The 22825-nt window shown below is 70.3% G+C and carries 23 protein-coding genes and 1 other RNA gene; all 24 read left to right on the forward strand.

Going from position 1 to position 22825, the window contains the following annotated elements:
* Positions 1-21: 21 nt before the first annotated feature.
* On the forward strand, positions 22-987 hold the full coding sequence (locus tag ACOGXI_RS16570) for a ribose-phosphate diphosphokinase (RefSeq protein ID WP_419939914.1): 966 nt from the start codon (positions 22-24) through the stop codon (positions 985-987).
* A gap of 73 nt (positions 988-1060) precedes the next feature.
* On the forward strand, positions 1061-1711 hold the full coding sequence (locus tag ACOGXI_RS16575) for a 50S ribosomal protein L25/general stress protein Ctc (protein WP_419939915.1): 651 nt from the start codon (positions 1061-1063) through the stop codon (positions 1709-1711).
* A gap of 30 nt (positions 1712-1741) precedes the next feature.
* Positions 1742-2335 (forward strand): aminoacyl-tRNA hydrolase, encoded by a 594-nt coding sequence (pth, locus tag ACOGXI_RS16580; protein ID WP_419939916.1) that lies wholly within the window; start codon positions 1742-1744, stop codon positions 2333-2335.
* Between the two features lie 40 nt (positions 2336-2375).
* Complete coding sequence (locus ACOGXI_RS16585) at positions 2376-4502, forward strand: sodium-translocating pyrophosphatase (protein WP_419939917.1); 2127 nt, start codon at positions 2376-2378, stop codon at positions 4500-4502.
* Positions 4503-4668: 166 nt separating this feature from the next.
* Positions 4669-5355, forward strand: a complete 687-nt coding sequence (gene rpsF, locus ACOGXI_RS16590) for a 30S ribosomal protein S6 (protein WP_419939918.1) — start codon at positions 4669-4671, stop codon at positions 5353-5355.
* The gene (rpsR, locus tag ACOGXI_RS16595; protein WP_419939919.1) at positions 5356-5574 is read left to right on the forward strand and encodes a 30S ribosomal protein S18; all 219 of its coding nucleotides are present in this window, start codon (positions 5356-5358) and stop codon (positions 5572-5574) included. It abuts the gene before it with no gap.
* Positions 5575-5586: 12 nt separating this feature from the next.
* Entirely contained in the window at positions 5587-6522 is a 936-nt protein-coding gene (locus tag ACOGXI_RS16600; RefSeq protein ID WP_419939920.1) for a DUF2232 domain-containing protein, read from the forward strand.
* A gap of 24 nt (positions 6523-6546) precedes the next feature.
* Positions 6547-6996 (forward strand): 50S ribosomal protein L9, encoded by a 450-nt coding sequence (gene rplI, locus ACOGXI_RS16605; protein ID WP_419939921.1) that lies wholly within the window; start codon positions 6547-6549, stop codon positions 6994-6996.
* A 13-nt stretch (positions 6997-7009) separates the two neighbouring features.
* Entirely contained in the window at positions 7010-7420 is a 411-nt protein-coding gene (rsfS, locus tag ACOGXI_RS16610) for a ribosome silencing factor (RefSeq protein WP_419939922.1), read from the forward strand.
* Positions 7421-7525: 105 nt separating this feature from the next.
* Positions 7526-9172, forward strand: a complete 1647-nt coding sequence (locus tag ACOGXI_RS16615; RefSeq protein WP_419939923.1) for an SPOR domain-containing protein — start codon at positions 7526-7528, stop codon at positions 9170-9172.
* Positions 9169-10779 carry an SPOR domain-containing protein gene (locus tag ACOGXI_RS16620; RefSeq protein WP_419939924.1) on the forward strand — a complete coding sequence of 537 codons (1611 nt, stop codon included), beginning with the start codon at positions 9169-9171 and terminating at the stop codon, positions 10777-10779. Before ACOGXI_RS16615 ends, ACOGXI_RS16620 begins: the two co-directional genes overlap by 4 nt.
* Before the next feature lie 6 nt (positions 10780-10785).
* Positions 10786-14301: a chromosome segregation protein SMC gene (gene smc / locus ACOGXI_RS16625; RefSeq protein WP_419939925.1), complete on the forward strand. Its 3516-nt coding sequence runs from the start codon at positions 10786-10788 to the stop codon at positions 14299-14301.
* Positions 14298-15176, forward strand: coding sequence for an MBL fold metallo-hydrolase (locus ACOGXI_RS16630; protein WP_419939926.1), 879 nt, complete (start codon positions 14298-14300; stop codon positions 15174-15176). Before smc ends, ACOGXI_RS16630 begins: the two co-directional genes overlap by 4 nt.
* Before the next feature lie 112 nt (positions 15177-15288).
* Positions 15289-16332 (forward strand): 3-deoxy-7-phosphoheptulonate synthase, encoded by a 1044-nt coding sequence (gene aroF / locus ACOGXI_RS16635; RefSeq protein WP_419939927.1) that lies wholly within the window; start codon positions 15289-15291, stop codon positions 16330-16332.
* Positions 16307-16735, forward strand: coding sequence for a YraN family protein (locus tag ACOGXI_RS16640; protein WP_419939928.1), 429 nt, complete (start codon positions 16307-16309; stop codon positions 16733-16735). The genes aroF and ACOGXI_RS16640 overlap by 26 nt, the downstream gene beginning before the upstream one ends.
* Positions 16736-16782: 47 nt before the next feature.
* Positions 16783-16878: signal recognition particle sRNA small type (gene ffs / locus ACOGXI_RS16645), an RNA gene on the forward strand.
* A gap of 99 nt (positions 16879-16977) precedes the next feature.
* Positions 16978-18720: a DNA polymerase III subunit gamma/tau gene (gene dnaX, locus ACOGXI_RS16650; protein WP_419939929.1), complete on the forward strand. Its 1743-nt coding sequence runs from the start codon at positions 16978-16980 to the stop codon at positions 18718-18720.
* A 10-nt stretch (positions 18721-18730) separates the two neighbouring features.
* Positions 18731-19066: a YbaB/EbfC family nucleoid-associated protein gene (locus tag ACOGXI_RS16655; protein WP_419939930.1), complete on the forward strand. Its 336-nt coding sequence runs from the start codon at positions 18731-18733 to the stop codon at positions 19064-19066.
* A complete protein-coding gene (gene recR, locus ACOGXI_RS16660; protein WP_419939931.1) occupies positions 19063-19650 on the forward strand; it encodes a recombination mediator RecR in 588 nt (195 codons plus the stop codon). Before ACOGXI_RS16655 ends, recR begins: the two co-directional genes overlap by 4 nt.
* A gap of 23 nt (positions 19651-19673) precedes the next feature.
* Positions 19674-20024: a hypothetical protein gene (locus ACOGXI_RS16665; protein WP_419939932.1), complete on the forward strand. Its 351-nt coding sequence runs from the start codon at positions 19674-19676 to the stop codon at positions 20022-20024.
* Complete coding sequence (gene pgsA, locus ACOGXI_RS16670) at positions 20021-20650, forward strand: CDP-diacylglycerol--glycerol-3-phosphate 3-phosphatidyltransferase (RefSeq protein ID WP_419940234.1); 630 nt, start codon at positions 20021-20023, stop codon at positions 20648-20650. The genes ACOGXI_RS16665 and pgsA overlap by 4 nt, the downstream gene beginning before the upstream one ends.
* 13 nt (positions 20651-20663) lie before the next feature.
* On the forward strand, positions 20664-21128 hold the full coding sequence (locus ACOGXI_RS16675) for a CinA family protein (RefSeq protein WP_419940235.1): 465 nt from the start codon (positions 20664-20666) through the stop codon (positions 21126-21128).
* Between the two features lie 22 nt (positions 21129-21150).
* A complete protein-coding gene (locus tag ACOGXI_RS16680) occupies positions 21151-21717 on the forward strand; it encodes a nucleotide exchange factor GrpE (RefSeq protein ID WP_419939933.1) in 567 nt (188 codons plus the stop codon).
* 4 nt (positions 21718-21721) lie between these two features.
* Entirely contained in the window at positions 21722-22822 is a 1101-nt protein-coding gene (gene dnaJ / locus ACOGXI_RS16685; protein WP_419939934.1) for a molecular chaperone DnaJ, read from the forward strand.
* Positions 22823-22825: the final 3 nt, after the last annotated feature.

Below are 22825 nucleotides of genomic sequence, written 5' to 3' on the forward strand. Positions count from 1 at the left end.
CCAGCGAGCCAGTCGACACGCATGGACACCACGGACTTCTCGTTCCATACGAGTCCGATCATGCTGCTTTCGGGGACGGCGAATCCCGCCCTCGCGCAGGGGATCGCCGACGTGCTCGGAGAGCGGCTGTGCGACGTCACGATCAAGCGGTTCGCCGACGGCGAGATCTTCGTGCGCATCGACGAGAACGTGCGCGGACGCGACGTCTTCCTCATCCAGCCCACGAATCCCCCCGCGGAGAACGTGCTCGAACTCCTGATCCTGATCGACGCGGCGAAGCGCGCCTCGGCGGCCCGGGTCACGGCGGTCGTGCCCTACTACGGATACGGCCGCTCCGACCGGAAGGATCAGCCGCGCGTGTCGATCGCGGCGAAGCTGCTCGCGAACCTGATGACGGCCGCCGGCGCGGACCGCGTCCTCTCGATCGACTTCCATCAGCACCAGATCCAGGGGTTTTTCGACATTCCCGTGGACCACCTCTACGCGGCCCCGGTCTTCCGGCGCTACTACGAGATGAAGAAGCTGGACAACCTGGTCGTCGTCGCGACGGACGTGAGTGCCGCGAAGATGGCGCGGGGCTACGCGCGCCGCCTCGGGGGAGACCTCGCGATCATCGACAAGCGGCGTCCGGCGCCGAACGAAGCCGAGGTCTCGAACATCGTGGGCGATGTCGAGGGGAAGCACTGCATCGTGCCCGACGACATGATCGACACGGCCGGGACCATGGTGTCGGCCATCGAAGTGCTCAAGGAGCGCGGGGCGCTGGACGTCTACGTTCTCGCGACGCACCCGCTCTTCTCGGGCCCGGCGCTCGAGCGCCTCGCGTCGGCCGACGTGAAGGCGATCACGGTGACGGACACCGTGCCGCTCGCGCCGGGAGTGCAGGAATCGCTCCCCAATCTGACCGTGCTGTCCGTGGCGAGCCTGCTCGCGCAGGCCATCGAGAGCACGCACGCGAATACCTCCGTGAGCAAGCTGTTCAAGTAACGAGAAATCGAGAAATCGAGAAATCGAGAAAACCGAGCGAGACCGAGAGAAACCGAGAGAAGTCGAGAGAAAGATGACGAACGAATCCGCCAGACTGACGGCGCGGACACGGACCACCTCCGGAAAGGGCGCCGCGAGACAGCTTCGCCGAAGCGGCGGGTTGCCCGCAGTCGTGTACGGCCGCCGGGACGAGGCCGAGTCGCTGGCGCTGGACACGCATGAGCTTTCGCGCCTGCTGAGCCGGATCCACGCGGCCACGACCGTGATCGACCTCGAGGTCGACGGCGGCAAGCCGCGCCCGGTCCTGATCCGCGAGATCCAGCGCCACCCGTATCGGCCCCAACTCCTGCACGTGGACTTCTTCGAGATCCGCGCGGACGTGAAGATCCGGGTGCCGGTCCCGGTCCACCTCGTGGAGACGCCGGCCGGCGTGGAGATGGGCGGAATGCTGCAGTTCCTCCGCCACGAACTCGAAGTCGAGTGTCTGCCGAACGAGATTCCCTCCGGGTTCGACCTCGATGTCTCGGCCCTCGAAATCGGCGACTCGCTTCATGTCTCGGACGTGGATGCGGGCGACGTCACGATCATCGACGATGAGACGGTCACGATCTGCGCGGTCGTGCCGCCGGCCCTCGAGGAAGAAGAGGAACTGGACGAGGCACTGGACGAGGAAGTGGACGGCGAGGAGGCCGAAGCCGCGGGCGACGAGCCGGAGGAGGACTGAGCCGGAGGCCGGGTCGGATCCGTCGGCGGGATGCGGTTGCTGCTCGCGCTGGGCAACCCCGGCGCGAAGTACCGGGATACGCGGCACAACATCGGTTGGTGGCTCGCGGATCGCCTGGCGCTCCGATGGGGAGCCGAGCCGTTTCGCCCGCACGGGGCCACAGTCGGGGCCACCGCGTGGACGACGGGATCCGGGCGGCCGGGCGTGGAGATCCATAAGCCGCTGACGTACATGAACCGGAGCGGCGAGGCGCTGGCGGCGCTGCTCGCGGCCCGGCCTGCGGCGCCGCGGCTCGACCCGGCGGCCGACATCCTCGTCCTCGTCGACGATGTCGCGCTCCCGGCTGGCCGCTTTCGCGTGCGGAAGAGGGGATCGCCGGGCGGGCACAACGGCCTCGCCTCGATTTCGGCGAGTCTCGATTCCGACGATTACGGCCGCCTCAGGCTCGGCGTCGGGCGGCCGCCGGACGACCGCATCGACCTGGCGGCCTGGGTGTTGTCGCGGATGTCGCGAGCGGAGGAGGAGGAAGCGCTGGGCGCCTTCCCCCGAGCCGCGGAAGCGGTGGAGTACTGGCTGGACCATGGTGTGGAAGCGGCGATGAACCGCTTCAACCGTCCGGGGTGAACCCCCGCTGATCAGAGGATAATCAAGGGAGCAGGGAAACGTGGTCGGAAACATCGATTTTGCGATCTGGCTCGGCGTGATCGGGCTCTTTTTCTCCTTCGCGCTCTTCATGTACGTGAAGGCGCAGCCCGTTGGAAACGAGAAGATGGCCGAGCTGTCGGAGGCGATCCACTCGGGCGCGATGGCGTTCCTGAGGCGCGAATACACCGTGCTGCTGCCGTTCATCATCGTCGTCGCGGCCCTGCTGTTCTGGCTCGTGGGCCCGCACACGGCGATCGCCTACGGACTGGGCGCGGCGTGCTCGGTCCTGGCCGGCTTCTTCGGCATGCAAGCCGCGACATCGGCGAACGTTCGCACCTGCGAGGCGGCGCGCGCGGAAGGCCAGGCCAAGGCGCTCCGGGTCGCCTTCTCGGGCGGGGCCGTGATGGGCATCGCGGTGGCGGCGCTCGGCCTGCTCGGGATCGGCGCCGTGATCACGATCTACGATCCCCAGGCGACGGGCTTCCGCCCCTTCGGCGAGATCATCTCGGGATTCGCGATGGGCGCATCCTCGATCGCGCTCTTCGCGCGCGTGGGCGGCGGCATCTACACGAAGGCGGCCGATGTCGGCGCGGATCTCGTGGGCAAGGTCGAGGCCGGCATCCCGGAGGACGATCCCCGCAACCCGGCGACGATCGCCGACAACGTGGGCGACAACGTGGGCGACGTGGCGGGGATGGGGGCGGACATCTTCGAGTCGTACGTGGGCTCGGTCATCGCCACGATCGTCATCGGCGTGACGAGCGCGATGATCCTCGATGGGGCCCGGCTCCAGGCCGTGGCGCTGCCGATCCTCTACATCATGGCCGGCTTCCTCGCGAGCGCCGTCGGCGTCCTCGCCATCCGCGTCCTCGAGCGCATGAGTCCCGCGGCGGCCCTGCGCTGGGCGCCGATCATCGGGGCCGTGCTCTTCTGGATCGCGGCGTACGCGATCACGGTGAACCTCCAACTGTTCGACGCGGCGGCGCAGGGCAAGTGGGTCTTCCTCCACCCGAACGCCGGCCCCTTCTGGGCCATGCTGTTCGGTTCGCTGGTCGGCATCGCGATCGGCCTCGTGACGGAGTACTACACGGCGGAGAAGCCGATCCGGCGCATCGCCTCGGCCTCGGAGACCGGCTCTGCGACGAACATCATCACGGGACTCGCGGTCGGCATGGAGTCGACCCTGATCCCCATGCTCCTGATCTCCGCCGCCATCTTCCTCGCCTTCAACTTCGCCGGTCTGTACGGGATCGGGATCGCCGCCGTGGGGATGCTGGCCACCGTCGGCGTGACGATGTCCGTGGACGCGTACGGCCCGGTGGCGGACAACGCGGGCGGCATCTCGGAGATGGCGGAACTGGGCCCCGAGGTCCGCTCGGTGACCGACTCGCTCGACTCGCTCGGCAACACGACGGCGGCGATCGGGAAGGGCTTCGCGGTCGGCTCCGCCGCGCTCACGGCGCTGGCCCTGTTCTCCGCCTACGCGAACGCGGTGGGTCTGCGCGAGACCGGGATCAACCTCATCAATCCGCTCGTCGTGATGGGCCTCTTCATCGGCGGCGTGACGCCCTTCTTCATCGCCGCGCTCACGATGACGGCGGTGGGCCGCGCGGCGGCCGGCATGGTGGCGGAAGTCCGTCGCCAGTTCCGCGAGATCCCCGGCATCATGGAGGGGACGGCGAAGCCGGATTCGGCGCGCTGCGTGGACATCTCGACGAGGGCGGCGCTCCGCGAGATGATCGTGCCGGGCCTGGTGGCGATCATCGTCCCCATCATGGTCGGCCGCTTCCTCGGCGTCGAGGCGCTCGGCGGCGCGCTGGCCGGCGCGACCGTGACCGGCGTGCTGCTCGCGCTCTTCATGGCGAACTCCGGGGGCGCGTGGGACAACGCCAAGAAGTACATCGAGACGGGAGCCCACGGGGGCAAGGGCTCCGACCCGCACAAGGCGGCCGTGGTCGGCGACACGGTGGGCGATCCCTTCAAGGACACGTCCGGTCCGTCGATGAACATCGTCGTGAAGCTGATGAGCGTCGTCTCGCTCGTTCTCGCGCCCTGGTTCGTGGATGTGCACGGGATGGCCGCGGCGGCGCCGGAAGCCGCCCTCGCCGCCGTCGGCGGGGTGCTGCGGGCTCTGGGATGGTTCTAGCCGCCTTGACAGCGGCGCTACATTCAACTGCCGCTGCCTCCATATAGCGGGGCACACGGGGCACAGCGGTGCACATACCGGTTCGCCGTCCTCCGGCGCGCCGACAAATCCAGACTCCTGCTCCGACCGTGCGGGTCGGGGCCGACGAGACCGAAGGAGCCCGCGCATGCGCGATTACGAGATCGTGTACATCTTCCGTTCGAGCCTGACCTCCGAGGAGATCGGGGAGAAGATCGAGCGCTACCACGCCATTATCACGGCCGACGATCCGGGCGAAGTCACCGCCTCGGTCCACTGGGGCAAGCGGCAACTCGCCTACCCCATCCGGAAGCAACGGAACGGCTACTACGTCGTCGCCCAGTTCACTTCGGCGCCCGATCCGCTCAAGGAGCTGGAGCGCGTGCTGAAGCTCGAGGACGACATCCTCCGGTATCTGATCGTGATCGCGGAACAGCCGCTGCCGGTTTCCGAGGCGACGCCGACGGCCCCCGAGACGGAGGAACCCGGCGCCGACGAAGCGGGCGCGGACGCCGAGGCGCCGAAGGCAGAAGAGGAGGCCGAAGGGGCGGACGCGGAGGCAGGCTCTGAAGAAGCGGCCGAGGAAGGTGCCGAGGGTTCGGCGGACGAAGCGGCCGGAACCGCGGAAGCTGAGGAAGCCGAAGGCGCGGCGGACGATGCGGCCTCCGACGCTGAGACCGACGCCGAAGCTGAAGCCGACGCCGAAGCGGAAGCCGACGCCGAATCGGAGGCGCCTGCGGACGACGCGGAGACGGAGCAGGACGGTGCGGACGCGGACGCCGGGGAACCGGAGGAGTCCGCCGACGCGAAGTCCGCCGACGCGAAGGAGGAATAGATGGCCTTTCGAAAGGCGTGCCGGTTCTGTGAGGCCCGGATGCCCGGCGTGGACTACAAGGATGAACGCACGCTGGACCGCTATATTTCGGATCGCGGCAAGATCCTGCCGCGGCGAGCCACGGGGACGTGCGCCCGGCACCAGCGGGGCGTGGCGGCGGCGATCAAGCGGGCGAGATACCTCGCGTTGCTGCCGTACATCCGCGGCTACTACGACTAGTTCGGCCCCGGCGTGGGGCGGCTGAGGGAACGCTGGAGCGGTCTCTGGCCGGCCGCGGGGCTCCTCGGGCTGGTCATGCTGCTGTCGCCGCTGAGTTCATCGCCGCTCGGACTCATGGCCATCGTCGGCGTACCCGCGGCCGTGGCGATTCTGACCTTCGAACCGCCCCAGTCCGGGTCGGCCGCCCTGGCGCTGCTGCTCCTGGCCGGAGCGGCGCTCGGGTTTCGGGAGGCGGCGCCGATGTGGTTCATCGAACGCGGCTGGGCCCTGCTTGTGGCTGGCGGATTCGCCGTCAGCACGGCACTGGCGCCGGGTCGGAGGGTGTTCGACCGGTCGCTGGCGGCGGTCGCGATCGCGGGAGCCACGGTCGCCGCCCTCGCCGTGCTGCGACCCGAGCTTCCCGCGGACCTCGACTGGCGGATCTCGGCGCAGTTCAACCAGGCGCTGGCCGCGGTCGAGTTCAACGCGTGGGGCGGTCCATCGGTGGAGGCGACGGTGCGCCGCCTCGTGAGCGTGTGGCAGGCCGTGTACCCGGCCCTGCTCGCGCTCGCTTCGATCTCGGCCCTCGGGGTCGTCGGTTACATTCTCGGACGACTCCGGGGTGAACCGAGACCTCTCCCGCCGCTGCGGGAGTTCCGGTTCGGCGATCACCTGGTCTGGGTGCTCGTGCTGGGGCTCGTGCTGCTGGTCCTCCCCGCGGGAGCGTGGGCGGAGCGCGCGGGGGGCAACATGGTTACGGTGATGGGTGGCCTCTATCTGCTCCGGGGGTTTGCAGTGCTCGTGTGGCTTGGGGCTTCCCTGCTAAGCTCGGGCTGGGCGATCGGCGCGTGGGTGCTCGCGGCGCTGATCCTCTACCCGGTGACGGCGGGCGCGGCCCTCGTCATGGGAGTCAGCGATACGTGGCTGGACCTGCGGTCGCGTCCGGGGGTGAAAACAAACGGCGCGTGATGTGGAAAAAAATCGGAGGGATCGATGGTGGAAGTGATTCTGAGAAGGGACATAGCGGATCTCGGCCTCGCCGGCGAGATGGTGAACGTGCGGCCGGGGTATGCGCGCAACTACCTGATTCCGCAGGGAATGGCGCTCGTGGCGACGGAGGGGAACCGGAAACGGTTCGAGGAAGAGCGGCGCCAGGTCGAACAGTCGGCCGAGCGGGAGCGCGAAGCGGCCCAGGAACTGGCCGGCGAACTGGAGGGCAGAACCATGAGCTTCGTCCGCAGGGCGAGCGAGGGCGGACGCCTGTTCGGTTCGGTCACGGCCGCGGACATCGCTGACGAACTGGAGAAGGAGGGCCTCTCCGTGGACCGGCGCGCGATCCGGCTGGACGACCCGATCAAGGACCTCGGCGAACACGACGTCCCGGTGAGACTCCATATGGACATCGAGCCCAGCGTCAAGGTGTCGGTGGTCACCGAGGCATAGCGGGCCGCGACCGATGAGGCACGATCCGCTCCCGCACGATCCGCTCCCGCTGGAGGAGGTGTGGCGCCGGCTCTCGGAACGGGGCACCCCCTCCCCGGAACTCCGCAGCGTGGCGGAGGCCGCGCTCGAGCGAAACGCGCGCCTCGCGACGATCCTCGATCTGCGCGGGTTGTCGGATGTCACCGACTTCTTCGTCATCGCGACGGGCGACTCGGACACGCACGCCCGCGCGATCAGCGAGAACATCCTCGATCGAACGCGCGAGGACGGTTTCCGTCCCGTCGGCGTGGAAGGGCTGAACGCGGGTCGCTGGGTGCTGATGGACTACGTGGGGCTCATCGTGCATGTCTTCCTGGGTGAAGTCAGGGAGTTCTATCAGCTTGAGCGCCTGTGGGGCGACGCCCCCCTCTTCGAACTGGAGTGAATCGGATTCGGGGCCGTTCCGCGACCGGCGGCCGTTCCCCGACCGAAGACGCGTCGCTAGCTTTGGAGCGCAATCTGTGAGGGTGGGCCGGAGGACGTGGCAGACGTGACGAGTTCGACGAGTTCGACGAGTTCATTGGGTCGTAAGACGCCGGCTGCGCTCCTTCTCCTGCTGGGCGTCGGGAGTGCTTCGGGCGCCTGCGGCAGTCCCCCGGAAGATCAGCCCGACCCCCTCGAAGGCCCGACCCTCGTCTCCGGATCGTCGCTCGAGCGGTACGGGCTTCTCGTCATTCCGCGCGCTGGCGGCGTCGCGCAGTTCCGTTCCATCGAGAGTCCGTCCACCGTGCGCTGGACCGGACGCCTTCCCCTTGACGGCGTCACGGCGGCCCATTCGCTCGGTTCGGCGGTCGTGCTGCGGCGGGGCCGGCAGCTTCGCCTCTACACGACCTCGCCGGTCGAGGCCGAGACCCCGCTTCCCGACGCACCCGCCGACGGGCGCTGGATCGCCTCGCCCGCCGGGGGCGCCTTCGTGTCGCAGGACCGGATCCTGGCCGTCACCCCCACGCGCGCCGCGGAGGTCACCGCCGATGGCGCCGTGCACTGGGCGGCCCCCGCCGCCGGAGACCGGGTCGTCGCCCTCGTCGAAGGCGCGGACGGGCCCGAACTCGCAGTATGGGAAGCCGGGGAATCGCGGCCCGCGACGACGCGGGCGGTCGGCACGAGAGGCCCCGCCACGCTCGCGGGCTGGGGTCGAACGATCGTGACGGCGTCCGAGGATGGCCGGGGACTCACGGAGTGGTCGATTCCCGACCTCGAACCGGCGGAAGGAGCGGAGATCGACGGCGCGCCGTCCGCGCTGGCCATCTCCCCCTCCCAGCACCGCGTGTTCGCCGCGTCGGTCGACCGGCCGCGTTTCGTGGTGATCGATCGCTACGACTGGAGCGAAGTCGGATCCTCGCGACTGGAAGCGCCCTTCGAGACGTTGCGGCCCGGCATGACGGGTGACCGGCTCGTGGCCTGGGATGGTTCGAACGCGTGGTCCGCGAGGGCGGGAGAGATCGATCTGGACGCGGTGCCCGGAGAGTGGCGGGCGGACCTGCCGCTCGCGCTGCCGGGCGGGGCGGTCCTGGTGTCCACGGCGAGCGGCCTCGGCCTCCTCCGCCCCGGCGGTGAAGTCGACGCCGTGGAGGGCTCCGCCGACGCGTGGTGGCTCCCGTTCCGGTGGGGGCGCCGCCTGCCCGTCGCGTCCGCCGCCATCGTGCCGGAGGACACGCTGGAAGATGCCGAAGAGGCGCTCGATGCGCTCGCCGACAGCGTTCCGCCCGGTCGCATCGGACTGTTGACCGTGGGGAGGGCGGGGAGGACGTCGAACCGGAGCCCGGAAACCTCCGATGATCCCGCGCCGGGGGATGCGGACTTCCAGGAGTTCGAGGAGTTCGCGCCGCGCCCGCAACGCGCCGACGATGCGGCGGCTCCGCTGCCCGAGCTTCCCGGCGGCTTCTATGCCGTCGCGCTCTCCTCGCGGCAGTTGGCCGCGCTCGGACGGATGCGCCAACTCCTCGACCGCTCCGGCTATTCGACGCACGTGTTGCGCCGGATGGACGAGGCCAACGACATCTGGTATCGGCTTCTCGTGGGCCCGTATGCGACGCGCCCCGATGCCGAGGACGCCGCGCTGGAGTTGCGGCGGGAGAGGGGGATCGACGCGTGGGTTCACGAGGAGGGAGACCGGGCGGCGAGGCGAGGCCCATGAGCGCCGCCGATCCGACACCGTTCACGTGGGAACTGCCCGGGGATGCGCGGATCGTGGCGCTCGTGTTCCAGGGTTCGGAAGCCGAGCGAAGCGCGACGGTCGTTGACGCGATCGCCACCTCCGTGGCCCGGCGGCGGGGACGGACGCTCGTCCTCAACTCCGAGTCCGGGCCGTCGCCTCTCGACGAACTCGCCGGCGCGCCCGAACGGGCCGACTCCGGCGGAATGGCCGCGTTCCTCGCGGGCCAGTCCGGACTCGCCCGGGTCGCCGTGCGGCGCGCGGACTGTCCGTATGTGTACCTGCCGGCGGGACAGGTGCCGGAAGGCGTCGTCGGCCTGCTGGAGTCCCCCGCGCTCGGACGCTTCGTTTCTCGCGTGAAGGAGGGGGGCGGGACGCTCTTTGTCGCCATGTCCGAGCACGGGCGGCCCTCCCCCGATCTGCTCGGTCTCCTGGACGGGTACATCGCCGTGGGGGGCGTCCCCCCCGGCGACCGCGACCTGCGGTGCTACGGTCTCGTGCCCTTCGAGTCGAGCGCGGCGCCCGGGCCGACGCCCGTGGAGGACGCGGCCGCGCCTCAGCCGGAGCCCGAGCCTCAGCCGGACCCCGAACCCCCGTCGGAGCCCGAACCCCCGTCGGAGTCCGCCGAACCCGCGCCGGAACCCGCGCTTCAGCCGGCCCTCGAGCCCGAGCCTGACGCGGCTGCGGAGCTCCCGGCGCCGCCGTCCGCGGCGCCCGGGGCGTCGGCGTCGTCCGCAAGAGCCCGGGGCCGCCGCTCGCGAGCGTCGCTCGCTGCGGCGCTGGCCATCGCGGCGCTGGCGGTCGGGAACTGGTGGGCGTACAGGAACGGATGGCTCGACAGCGCGATCTCCCGCGTCGGGTCGATGATCGCGGCCGGGGAGGAGGCTCCGGCGGCTGCGGCGACGCCCGCCGAGGGTGGCCCGGCGGCCGAGGCTGGTTCAGTCGCCGAGGATGGCCTGCCCGCCGCGGATCGTCTGGCCGCCGGCGAAGCGGGCACGCCGACGGATCCGCCGGACGTTGCCGAGCCAGCCTCCATCTCGCAGGCGCCGGATGAAGCCGCGGTCGCCGCCGCGTTCGAGTCGGCTGCGGAGCGACCGTACTCCGTGCTCCTCGGGAGCTTCACGAGTCCGGTCGACGCGGCCGAGCGCGTGGCGGAATTCCGTGCGCTCCATGGAGGGACGCTGTACTTCATGGCTCCCACGACGATTCGGGGCGGCCGGTATCAACGGATCCTCGCCGGGGCCGTCGCGAGCGAGACGGAGGCCTCCGCCCTCATGGACGAACTCGTGGCGGCCGGCGTCGCCGAGGAGGCCAATGCGTGGCTCCTCCGTCCCGTGAGATTCGCGTACGATCTCGGCGTGTTCACGGATCGCCCGCTCATGGAGGCGCGGATCGCCGAACTCGCCTCGCTCGGCGTCCCCGTGTACGGCCTGGAGACGACGCTCGACGGCATGCCGGTCTTCAGGGTGTACGGGGGCGCATACGAGGACGCGGAGGCTGCCGTGCCCATGAGCGATGTCCTGGAAGCCGCCGGCGAAAGCGCGACGCTCATCGTGAGGCGCGGCGACGCCATTCCTTCAACCCGCTGAGCGCCCTTGAAGATCAAGGCCCTGACGCTGCGCGGATTCAAGTCGTTCGCCGACCGGACGCGGATCGAACTGCATCACGGCATCACCGCCGTCGTCGGCCCCAACGGCTGCGGAAAATCGAACCTCTCCGATGCGCTGCGCTGGGTTCTGGGAGAACAACGCCCCACCGCCATCCGCGGGTCCCGCATGGAGGAGGCGATCTTCGGGGGGACGGAGGCGCGGCAGCCCATCCACCGGGCCGAAGTCCTGCTCGAAATCTCGAACGAGGACGGCGTGCTTCCGGTGCCCTACGCCGACGTCGCGATCGGCCGCACCGTCTATCGCGGAGGCGAGAGCGAATACACGCTCAACGGGACGGCCTGCCGGCTCAAGGACATCCTGGACCTGTGCCGGGACACCGGGCTGGGCTCGAACGCCTACGCGATGATCGAGGGCCGCATGGTGGACGCGATCCTCTCGGACCGCGCCGAGGAGCGCCGGACGCTGTTCGAGGAAGCGGCCGGGATCGGGCGCTACAAGGACCGCCGCCGGATCGCGACCCGCCGGCTCGAGCAGGCGGACGGCGACCTGCAGCGGCTCGAGGACGTGCTGATCGAGGTGGGGTCCAAGGTCCGCTCACTCGCGCAGCAGCGCGGGCGGGCGGAGCGCCATGCGAAGCTCCGGGCCCGGCTCCTGCAACTCGAGATCGCCGTCGCGGACGCCCGGCTCGAGGAGACGACCGGGCGGCTGGCCGAAGCATGGGCGGAACTCGAGAGCCTCGAGCCGGACACCGGGCCGGACCATGTGGATCTGCGCACGGCGGAGACCCGCGCGGAGACGCTGCGCCTGGAGTACACCGACATGGAGCGGGACCGGGCCGGCCTCGCCCGGCGCCTGGAGGAGGCCCGGCGCGCCGTGGAGGAGCAGGAGCGCACCCGTCTCCTTGCCGGGGAGCGAGGCTCGAACGCGCGTGATCGGCTGGAGACCCTGGAGGAGGAAGTGCGCCGGAACGAGGGTCGGCGCGAGGACCTCCGGGAGCGCGTGGCGGAAGCAAGGGCGGCCTTGAAGGAGGGACAGTCCCTCGCCGCCGAAGGCGCCGCCGCGGTGGCGCAACTCGCGCTTCGGGCGGAGGCTCTGGCCGAGACGGCCCGCACCGCCGCGAGCGAGCGCGATGCGGCCCGGGAGGCGCTCGAGGAAGCGCGCCGGGAGGTGGAGCGCTGGCGGCTCGAACTCAGCGTGAAGGAGGTACGAGCCCGCGACCGCAGCGAGGAACTCAAGCGGCGCCGGCCGGCCCTCGACGCGCTCGCCGCCCAGGAGCATGGCCTCCGGACGGAGGCGGAGAGTGCGTCGGAACGCGAGGCGCAGGCGGGCCGGACGCTGGAGGATGCGCGCGACCGGCTGCAGGCGGCGGGTGACACCGCGTCCTCCGCGGACGCGGCGCTGCGCCGAGCCCGCGAGGAAGCGGCCGACCTGGAGGGCCGCCTCGCCGCCGCGCGCGCTCGCGCTTCGAGTCTCGGGTCTCTGGTAGGGTCGAGCGCGCTGCTCCCGGAGGCCGTCGCCGAACTGCTGAAGGACCGGAACGCGATCCCCGGCCTCCGCGGCGCGCTGTCGGAGTTCATGGAGGCTTCCGCCGACTGGGCATCCGCGGTCGAGTCTCATCTCGGCCCCTACCTTCACGGCGTCGTCGTGCGCGACTGGTCCGCGGTCCAGGCGGTCGAGGCATGGCTCGAACGGCGCGGCGGAGAGGGCGGCATCCTGGTGCTCCCGCTCGATCCCGGGCCGCTGCCGGGGCCTGCGGAGGCCGACGCGCCGCTCATGCGACACGTCGACGCCAAGGGTGCCGGTGCGGCCTGGGTGAAGGCGCTGCTGGCGGGCGTCGGGGTCCCCTCTGGCGGCGAACTCGCGCCGCGCCCGCACCCGTGGGTGGATGCCGAGGGGCGCCGACAGGATCGGTGGGGCGGCGTCTACGTGGGAGGCGCCGCTTCGGAGGGACTCCTGAGCCGCCGGGCCGAACTTCGTACGCTGCGCGAGGAAGTGGAGGCGCTGGAAGAAGATCGTGCGCGGGCGCAGGAGGCGGTCGGGGAGTTGGGGGACGCCGCGGCGGACGCGTTCGCGCAGGTGAACGCGCTGCGGCGCTCGCTGTCCGATGCGGAGTCGACCCGCCGCGAAGCCGAAGCCGACCGGACCTCCGCGGAGGCGCGGCTCGTCCGTCTGGACCAGGAGCGCAGCGAACTCGCCGGCCGCATCGAACAACTGGAAGCCTTCAGCGAAGATGAGGTGTCGCTCTCGGCCGACGACGCCGCGCGCGGCGGCGAACTCGATGAGCGGGTCGCGCAGTTGTCCTCCACGTACGCGGACGCGCGAGAGAAGGCCGGCGTCGCCCGTGCCGCCGCCGACACCGGGAGGGCCGAACTCCACGAAGCGCAACTGGCGCAGGCGCGGCGGGAAGCCGAGGTCGAGAATCGACGCGGAGTGGAAGGCCGCCTCGCCGAGGCCGCGGGCGACGCGGAGGCGCGCTCGCGGACGCAGGCCCGGGAAATGGACCGGCTCAACGCTCTGATCGCGGAGAGCAAGGCGCAGTCGGAGGAACTGGAGACGTCCATCGGCGCCGGGCTCGAAGCGAGAGCGCAGTGTGAAGCGGATCTGTCGGCGCTGGAGCGCCGCATCGCCGAACGCCGCGGACGACTGGACAGACTCGAGTCGGAGCTGAGCGACGCGCGGCGCCTCGAGCGGGAGCGCGTGGAGGCTCGGCATCGGCTCGAGCTGGAGATCACGCAACTGGAGGCGAGGGAGTCCGGGATTCGGGGCCGCGTGGAAGCGGAATGGGACGCGCCGCTTGCGGAACTCCGGGAACGCGCCGACCCCGTTGACGATGCGGCGCCCGCCGAATGGGAACCGGAACTGGAGCGCGTGCGGCGCTCGATCGCCCGCATCGGCCCGGTCAATCTCCTCGCGCAGCAGGAATACGAGGAAGAGCAGAAGCGTCTCGACTTCCTGACGGAACAGCGCGACGACCTGACCCGAGCGGGCGACGACCTCCGCACCTCGATCCGCCAGATCAACCGGCAGGCCACCTCCGCGCTCCTGGAGACGTTCGAGCAGGTGAGGGCCAACTTCCACCGCACCTTCGACTCGCTGTTCGAGGGCGGGCAGTGCGACCTCCGGTTCGAGAATCCCGACGACGCCCTGGACTCCCCGATCGAGATCTCGGCCAGTCCCCGCGGGAAGAAGACGCAGCGGATCCACCTGCTTTCCGGCGGCGAACGGGCCCTGACCGCGCTCGCCCTGCTGTTCGCCATCTACCTCGCGAAGCCGAGCCCGTTCTGTCTGCTGGACGAGGTGGACGCGCCGCTGGACGAAACGAACATCCTGCGGTTCGTCGGCATGCTGAAGGAATTCAAGGAGGAGACGCAGTTCATCGTCATCACCCACAATCCGCGGACCATCGAGAACGCGGACTGGATCTACGGCGTGACGATGCAGGAAGCCGGCGTCTCCTCGATCGTCGGCGTGGAGTTCAACTCCGCCACGCAGGTGGCGTGAGCGAGGCCGAACCCGCGGCACACGCGGCGGACGGTCCGGCGCCGGACGGGACCGGGGCGGACGAACTGATCGTCGTCGGGTGCGGCACCGTCGTCCCCGAAGCGGACCGCGCCGCCTCCTCCTACTGGGTCTCGTCCTCCGGCACGGGATCCGCCGGGGGCACGCGCATCCTCTTCGACTGCGGTCCCGGAGCTCTCCAGGCGCTTGCCCGACTCGGCCTGCCCTGGGGGAAGATCACCGACCTCGCGATCACCCACTTTCACGCCGATCACGTCGGCGCGCTCCCGGGGTTCTTCTTCGCGCTCAAGCACGGCCTCGCCCGACCCCGCACACGAGCGCTCACGGTGTGGGGCCCGGCGGGCACCCGCGGGTTCTTCGAGAAGCTGGCGGGCGCTTACGGCGACTTCGTCCTGGATCCGGGGTTCCCCGTCCTCATCGAGGAACTCACGCCGGGCGCGGCCCGCGACCTGAGCGGAGGTCCGCGGCTCGAAGCCCACAAGACGCCGCACACGGAGGAGAGCGTCGCGTGGCGGCTCGAAGGCGGGGCGTTCAGCTTCGGTTACACCGGCGACACGGGGCCGTCCCCCGGGTCGTCCACCGGGCCGTCCACGGAACTGGGCTCGTTCATGCGCGGGGTGAGCGCCCTCGTCTGCGAGTGCTCGCTCCACGACTCGCAGGCGTCGGACAACCACCTTTCGCCTGCGCGCGTCGCCGAGTTGGCGACCTCCGCGGCTCCGCGCCTTCTCGTGCTCACGCACATCTACCCGCACTTCCGAATGGGCCACGATGTTTCCCGTCTCGTGGCCGAGGCCGGATACGCCGGCGATATCTGCGTCGCGAGGGAGGGACTCCGGGTCTCGTTGACGCACAGGTGACGCCAGTGGAGTATCCTGCTCCTGCCGGAACCGCTGGGAGCGGACCGGCGAGTCACCGCCCTGCCGCTCCGGGCGCGCGCACGACGGGCGAAAGACACTCACAGGGGGAACGATGCTGGTGGTCATGAAGCACGGCGCCACGGACGGGCAGGTCGAAGACGTGGTCCGCGCGATCGAGGATATGGGGTATCGGGCCCGGCCCATGCCGGGCGCCCAGCGCACGACGGTGGGCCTGGTCGGCAACGATGGAAGCGTCGAGGCGAGCCGGCTCGTGGGGATCGAGGGCGTGCTCCGGGTCATTCACGTGTCGCCGCCGTACAAGCAGGTGAGCCGGGAATGGTGCCCCGAGGACACGGTCATCGAACTGCCCAACGGCGTGCGGATCGGCGAGAAGGACGTCGCCGTCATGGCCGGCCCGTGCTCCGTGGAATCGCGCGAACAGATTCTGGAGACCGCGCACCGGGTCGCGGAAGCCGGGGCGACCGTCCTGCGCGGCGGAGCCTTCAAGCCGCGGACCTCGCCCTATTCCTTCCAGGGGCTGGGAGAAGAGGGGCTGGAGTTGCTCGCCCGCGCTCGGGAAGAAACGGGCCTCGCGATCATCACCGAGGCGCTGGACATGGACAGCATGGGGCTCGTCGCGGAATACACCGACATCATCCAGATCGGCGCGCGGAACATGCAGAACTACTCCCTGCTGCGGGCGGCGGGCCGGGTCGGCAAACCGGTTCTCCTCAAGCGGGGGATGGCCGCGACGATCAAGGAGTTGCTGCTCGCCGCGGAGTATATCGTCGCCGAGGGAGAGTCGCGCGTGATGCTGTGCGAGCGCGGCGTCCGCAACTTCGACACGCACGCGCGGAACCTCTTCGACCTCACCGCCATCGTGACGATTCACGAGTTGTCGCACCTCCCGATCGTCGCGGACCCCAGCCACGGCACGGGGGCCCGGTCGAAGGTAGGACCGATGGCCCGCGCCGCGGTTGCGGCGGGCGCGGACGCGCTCATCCTCGAGGTCCATCCCGATCCCGCGAAGGCGGCTTCGGACGGCCAGCAGTCTCTCACGCTCGAGCAGTTCGACGCGCTGATGGCTGAACTCCACCCCATCGCGAACGCCATCGGCCGCCGGATCGCGCGTGCCCGCGTCCCCGCCCACGGCTGACCGGACCCGGCGCGCGCGGACCCGGCGCGTCCAGCCCCGGACGAAGAGCGGCCTCGGCAGCCTCGGAGAGCGCATCGCCGCGCGCCACCTGGCGGACGCGGGATACGAAATCCTCGATCGAAACTGGCGCGTGGGGCGGCTGGAGATCGATCTGGTCGTCAGGGATGGAGACACGGTGGCCTTCGTCGAGGTGAAGACGCGCCGCTCCGGTGTGCAGGCGCCCGAGGAGGCGCTCTCCCGGGCGCAGCGGGGGAGAATCCGCCGCGCGGCCGGAGCGTGGCTCGGCCGGCACGCCGGCGCCGCCACGGAGGCCCGCTTCGACCTCGTCGCCGTGGAGGTCGACCGCCGCGGGACGTGCCGGGTTCAGCACATCCCGGAAGCCTTCTACGGCGACGATGCATGACGGTTTTTTCTGGCCGCTGCCCCTGCGTGCCGATAAGTTGAACAGTGCCCCAGGCCCGTGGGGCCGGAGCGCGTGAATCCCGTCAGGACCGTGAAGGTAGCAGCGGTAAGCGTGTGACGGTCGCCACGGCCCGCCTGGGGTCGTTCGCCCGACGTCGGCGGCGTTCTCGCGTCGCGGGGCGCGGGCGCCCTCAGACCCGAAGGAGTCGAAGCCGGCCGGGACCGTGACCCCGGCCGACCCAGATGGCTCACGAGCCTTTGTACCGCACCGCGCTGGCCAGGACCTACCGGCCCCGAGGCTTCTCGGAGCTGATCGGACAGGACCACATCGGGCCCACGCTGAAGGCCGCGATCGAGTCCGGCAGGGTCGGCCACGCGTATCTCTTCTGCGGCCCGCGCGGGATCGGGAAGACGACGACGGCGCGCATCCTCGCGATGGCCCTGAACTGCCCCGACCGCTCCGCCGGCGAACCGTGCGGCGCGTGCTCCTCGTGCGAGCGGATCTGGTCCGGAGGCGCCTCGCTCGACGTCGTGGAAATCGACGCGGCGAGCCACCGGGGCGTCGAGGATGCCCGGGACCTCCGCCGCCGGGCCGCGTACGCGCCCACGAGCGAGGAACGCTACAAGATCTACATCCTCGATGAGGCGCACATGCTCACGCGCGACGCGTGGAACGCGCTCCTGAAGATCCTCGAGGAGCCGCCGCCACGCGTGATCTTCGCCTTCGCCACCACCGAGCCGCAGAAGATCGAGCGCGGCGCGGCGCCCGTCATGTCCCGCTGCCAGCGGTTCGACTTCCGGCGAGTCTCCGTGCAGGACATCACGAGCCGGCTGGAGACGGTGCTCGAGGCGGAGGGAATCCCGGCCGAAGCGGGGGCGCTGCGGGCGATCGCGCGGCGTGCCGAGGGCGGCGTTCGCGACGCGCTCTCCTCCCTCGACCAGGTGTTGTCCTTCCGCGGAGACGCGGTGGAACTCGCGGACGTCCGCCGCATGCTCGGGCTCGTCGACGAGGATCGATACCTGGCGTTCTTCGAGATCGCGGCGAACGGGGATCGGGCCGGAGTGTTCGCTTTCGTCCAGGATCTCCTCGACGATGGGCACGACCCCGCGGAGTTTCTGCGCGGACTCGGCGACGCGCTGCGCACCCTCCTGGTTCTGAGGCTCGATCCGGAGGCCGAGGCGGTCGAACTCCTGCCGGGGTCACGCGAGCGTTTCCTCGCCGCCGCCGAAGCGCTGGTTCCGGCGGACCTGCTCAGGATGCTGGCCGCGCTCAGCGAGTTCGAGGCCTCGGGCATGCTCCACCGGTCCTCCCAGCCGCGCATCCAGCTCGAGGTCCTGCTGCTGCGTCTCGTCCGCATGGAATCGACCGTCGAACTCGAGGAAGTCCTGGCGGCCCTGGGCGCCCCCCCCGCCGAGCCCGGGCCTCGCACGCGCCCGCCGCATCCGCCCCGGCGCCAGCGCGAGAAGCGGTCTCCACCGCCGACGCCCGCTCCCGCGTCCCGGCCGCCGCCCCCGGAGCCGCCTCCGCCGACCCCAGCCGCCGGAGAGCCCGCGACCGCCGCCGAGCCCGCGACCGCGCCGGCCCCCGCACCGGAAAACCGGTCCGGCACGGCGTCGGCATCCCGCGTCCGCGACGCCTGGGCCGCCGCTGTCGCCGAAATGCCGGGGCTGGGTGGAGTGTCCGGACTGGCCCTGCGCGCCACTGAAGTCGACGGCCTCGTGGAAGGCGAGGTTCGGCTCCGCGTCCAGGCCGGGTGGCGCGAGGAACTCGAGAAGCTGTTCAAGGACGATCAGCGTTCCGGCCCTCTCCGCGCGAATCTCGCGGAACGCCTGGGGTTGCCGACCGTCAGGTTCGCGATCGTCGACCGCAAGGGCGGCCGCATGACCGCCGGAGAAGCCGCCCGCACGCGCGTGGAGCGGTTGATGGACGGAAACCCGCACCTCCGGGAAGCCGTGAAGGAACTCGACCTCACCCTGAAGGAGTAGGAGAATCGGAGTGGACGGCGTGGACATCCAGCAATTGATTCAACTCAGTCAACAGATGCAGTCGCGCATGACCGAGATGCAGGAGAAGCTCGAGCGCGAGACGATGGTCGCGGCTTCGGGCGGCGGCATGGTCGAGGTGACGGTGGACGGCCAGGGCAGCATCAAGGGCATCTCCATCGACCCCGCCGTTGTGGACCCGGCGGAGGTCGAGATGCTCGAGGACCTCATCGTCGCCGCGGCCTCCGCGGCGCAGCGGCGGGCGAAGGATCGAATGGAGAGCGAGATGCGCCAGGCGGCGGGCGGTCTGCCGTTGCCGGGCCTGGGTAACTTCCCCGGCCGTCCGTGAACGCCATCGAGGCGCTCGTGGGCGAACTCGGCCGGCTCCCCGGGATCGGCCGCAAGACCGCGCGCCGGCTCACCTATCACCTCCTCAAGAGTTCGAGGGACGATTCCCGGCGGCTGGCGAAGGCCATAGAACGGGTCGCGGCGGAAGTTCGCATGTGCGGCGCCTGCGGCAATCTCAGCGACATGGAGCCGTGCGAATACTGCCGGAGTCCGAGGCGCGATCCGGCGCTGGTGTGCGTCGTGGAGGAAGCCTCGGACATTCCGGCGATCGAGAATTCGGGGAACTTCGGAGGCCTGTATCATGTACTTGGCGGACGGTTGTCCCCTCTCGATGGGGTGGGACCCGAAGACCTGAACATCCGGGCCCTGCTTCGGCGTCTCGACACGCCCGTCCGGGAGGTGATCATCGCGACGAACGCGAGCGTCGAGGGAGAGGCCACGGCGACATACCTGCAGCGCCTGCTGGCCTCGGCCGCCGACGTCACTGTCACGCGCCTCGCCCGCGGGCTGCCCGTGGGGGGGGACCTCGAGTACGCCGACGGGGTGACGATCGCCGAAGCCTTCGCCGGCCGACGGGAGATGTAACGACCAATGAGATGCAGCGACCGATGATGACTCGAATCGAATACGAAGACGCGGACCGCGGCGCCGCGACGGGATGGAAGATCGCCGCCGCCGCCCTGCTCGGCGCCGCCGCGGCCGTCGGCCTCGGGATCTATCTTGCGCGAGACCAGATGCGGCGACACCGGCGCGAACTGTTCAGTCCGCACCCGCTCCGGCGCCTGGCGGCCCTCGGATACCTGAGATCGCACCCGTCCGTGGACGATCTGCCGCTGCTGAGAGACTACCTGGCATGGGAAGAGCGACCGCTCCTCCGCAAGCGCGCCACGGCAGTCCTGGAGAGTCTCGAGAGCGTGCTCGCGAGCGACGAGGTCCTTGAGAGCGGAGACCCACACTGAATCTCCCGAACGCGATTACCACGGGCAGGATCCTCGCGGCCCCCGTCGTGACGGCGCTGCTCCTGCAGCCCCGGCCGGCGCCCCGCATGATCGCGTTCGTCGTGTTCGTCTTCGCCGCGCTCTCGGACCTGTGGGACGGACACCTGGCGCGGGCCCGCGACCAGGTGACCTCCTTCGGCAAGATCGTCGATCCGCTGGCCGACAAGCTGCTGCTCGTCGCCGCCCTCATCCCCGTCTACAGCATCAATCTCGGGCAGGTGGGAACCCCCTCTCTCCCCGTGTTCCGCGTCATCCCGCTCTGGGCCATCGTCATCTTCCTGGGGCGCGAAGCGCTGATCACGCTGCTCCGGTCCTTCGCCGCGCGGCAGGGCCGGGTGGTCGCGGCGCAGATCCTGGGCAAGAGGAAGGCGCTCGCCCAGAACATCTTCATCGGCTCAGCGATCCTGTGGGTGGCGTTCCTTACCCCCGGCTTCGTGGCTCCCGGCGGCTGGGCGTGGCAGTGGTTCTCCGCTTTCCACGGCTGGTTCACCACGACCTTTCTCGCCCTCGCAGTGCTGCTCACCGTGGTCTCCGCCGTGACCTATCTGGGCATGTTCTCGCGCATCATGGCGGGCCGCCATTCGTAAGCGCTGTCCGTCGCTGTCCGAGGCCGCCGCGGCGCTCGTCGAAGGCCTGCGGGAGAGGGGTCACACGCTGGTGCTCGCCGAGAGTTGCACCGGCGGCCTGATCGGCGCCGCCCTCACCGCGGTACCCGGAGCTTCGGAGGTTTTGTGGGGTGGGCTGATAAGCTACGATGATGCCGCCAAGAGGTCGCTGCTGAACGTGTCGGAGGCGTCGCTCCAGCGGCACGGCGCCGTCTCGCGGGCCGTGGCGGAGGAGATGGCCGCCGGGGCGCGGCGCGTGGCGGAAAGCACCTGGTCCATCGCCGTCACGGGGATCGCCGGGCCCTCGGGCGGCTCCGCCGACAAACCCGTGGGCACGGTGTGGATCGCCCACGACGGCCCCTCTCGCGACGCGCGGTGTCACCGTTTCGGTGGGGGCCGGGACGAGATCCGGGAAGCGGCCGCGCGCGAAGCGATACGTTGGCTCGATTCACGGCTTTGACGAGCAGACTCGAGGATATTCGATGGGAAAGAAGGATCGGGAGCAGGAGATGGAGAGCGCGGCGCCTGGGGAGGCTCCGGAAACGCCCGGGCACGTCGACGAGGTCGGCGCGCCCGAGCCGGAAGAGGACGCCGGCCCCGAAGCGGAACTCGCGGCCCTGCAGGACCGGCACCTCCGGCTCGCGGCGGAGTTCGACAACTTCCGGCGCCGGACGAGACGCGAACTGGGCGACGCGGGAGAGCGGGCGCGCGCGGAACTCGCCGGCAAGCTGCTCGAACTGATGGATGACCTCCAGCGCGTGGCCGAAACGCCGCTCGAGGGCACGACGACGAACGCGCTGCACGAGGGGATCGGGCTCGTGGCCCGGAAGTTCGCGAAGGTCCTCTCCGACACCGGAGTGGAACCGGTGAACCCGGTGGACGAGCGCTTCGACCCCAACCTCCACGAAGCGCTCATGATGACCCCGACCGACGACCCGGAGCAGGACGAACTGGTGTCGCACGTCGTCCTCATCGGATACCGGCTCGGCGACCGGCTGCTGCGCCCCGCGCGCGTCACGGTCTACCGCCACGAAGCCGAAACCTCCTGATCCGATGGCGACGCAGGCGAAGGATTACTACAAGATTCTCGGGGTCGCGGAGAACGCGAGCGCCGACGAGATCCGGAAGGCGTACCGCAAGCTCGCGAAGGAGCACCATCCGGACGCGAACGCGGGCGATCCGAGGTCGACGGAGAAGTTCAAGGAGGTGTCGGAGGCCCACGGCGTCCTCTCCGATCCCGACAAGCGCAAGAAATACGATCGCGTGCGGAAGTACGGAGGTCTCGGGGCGTTCGGGCCCGGCCAGCCGGGCGGAGCAGCCGGGGGCGCCGGCAACTTCAAGTTCGAGGACCTGTCCGACCTGGGCGGCATCGGCGGCATCTTCTCCTCGATCTTCGATTTCGGGAAGAAGGCGAAACCGGAGAGGGAAGGGCCGAAGCGGGGCCGCAACGTCGAATACCTGGTCACGGTGCCGCTCCGCACCGCGGCGCGGGGCGGCCGGGTCGCGGTCACGGTGCCCATCAACGAGGAGTGCGCGACGTGCGACGGGAACGGCGCCGCTCCCGGCACGTCGCTCAAACGCTGTCCGGAGTGCGAGGGCAGGGGCGAGGTCACGTTCGGGCAGGGCGGGTTCTCCGTCACGCGCCCGTGTCCCGTCTGTGTGCGCCGCGGGATGGTGCCGGAGACGCCGTGCTCGAGTTGTTCCGGCCGCGGCCAGGTGAACTCGCGGCGCAAGCTCAGCGTCAAGGTGCCCGCGGGGGTCGAGAACGGTTCGCGCGTCCGCATCTCCGGCAAGGGCGAACGCGGCCCCGGCGGCGGCACCGCCGGCGACCTCATCATCAAGTTCCAGGTCGACCCCGACCGCTTCTTCACCCGGGACGGACTCGATCTCGCCTGCGAGGTGCCGATCAACGTGGCGCAGGCGATTCTCGGCTCGAAGGTCAAGGTGAGGACGATCGGCGGGAACAAGGTTGTGCTCAGAATTCCGCCGGGCACGCAGAGCGGCACCACGTTCCGGATCCGCGGCCAGGGCATCCGGCGCGGCGAGAACCGCGGCGACCAGCTCGTCAAGGTGGTCGTGGAGACGCCCGACCTTTCGGGCGACGGCCTGAAGACGGTGAAGGACCTCGCGCAACAGGAGGGCCTCTCCTACTGACCC

Origin of the sequence: Candidatus Palauibacter sp. (genome assembly GCF_965208055.1) — a bacterium.
Lineage (GTDB): Bacteria > Gemmatimonadota > Gemmatimonadetes > Palauibacterales > Palauibacteraceae > Palauibacter.

Bases quoted from the DNA above. Each gene is read 5' to 3' on its own strand.
- ACOGXI_RS16575 (WP_419939915.1), top strand. From the start codon at position 1,061: ATGACGAACGAATCCGCCAGACTGACGGCGCGGACACGGACCACCTCC.
- ACOGXI_RS16680 (WP_419939933.1), top strand. From the start codon at position 21,151: ATGGGAAAGAAGGATCGGGAGCAGGAGATGGAGAGCGCGGCGCCTGGG.
- pth (WP_419939916.1), top strand. From the start codon at position 1,742: ATGCGGTTGCTGCTCGCGCTGGGCAACCCCGGCGCGAAGTACCGGGAT.
- ACOGXI_RS16665 (WP_419939932.1), top strand. From the start codon at position 19,674: ATGATGACTCGAATCGAATACGAAGACGCGGACCGCGGCGCCGCGACG.
- rpsR (WP_419939919.1), top strand. From the start codon at position 5,356: ATGGCCTTTCGAAAGGCGTGCCGGTTCTGTGAGGCCCGGATGCCCGGC.
- ACOGXI_RS16570 (WP_419939914.1), top strand. From the start codon at position 22: ATGGACACCACGGACTTCTCGTTCCATACGAGTCCGATCATGCTGCTT.
- rsfS (WP_419939922.1), top strand. From the start codon at position 7,010: ATGAGGCACGATCCGCTCCCGCACGATCCGCTCCCGCTGGAGGAGGTG.
- aroF (WP_419939927.1), top strand. From the start codon at position 15,289: ATGCTGGTGGTCATGAAGCACGGCGCCACGGACGGGCAGGTCGAAGAC.
- rpsF (WP_419939918.1), top strand. From the start codon at position 4,669: ATGCGCGATTACGAGATCGTGTACATCTTCCGTTCGAGCCTGACCTCC.
- dnaX (WP_419939929.1), top strand. From the start codon at position 16,978: ATGGCTCACGAGCCTTTGTACCGCACCGCGCTGGCCAGGACCTACCGG.
- ACOGXI_RS16620 (WP_419939924.1), top strand. From the start codon at position 9,169: ATGAGCGCCGCCGATCCGACACCGTTCACGTGGGAACTGCCCGGGGAT.
- dnaJ (WP_419939934.1), top strand. From the start codon at position 21,722: ATGGCGACGCAGGCGAAGGATTACTACAAGATTCTCGGGGTCGCGGAG.
- rplI (WP_419939921.1), top strand. From the start codon at position 6,547: ATGGTGGAAGTGATTCTGAGAAGGGACATAGCGGATCTCGGCCTCGCC.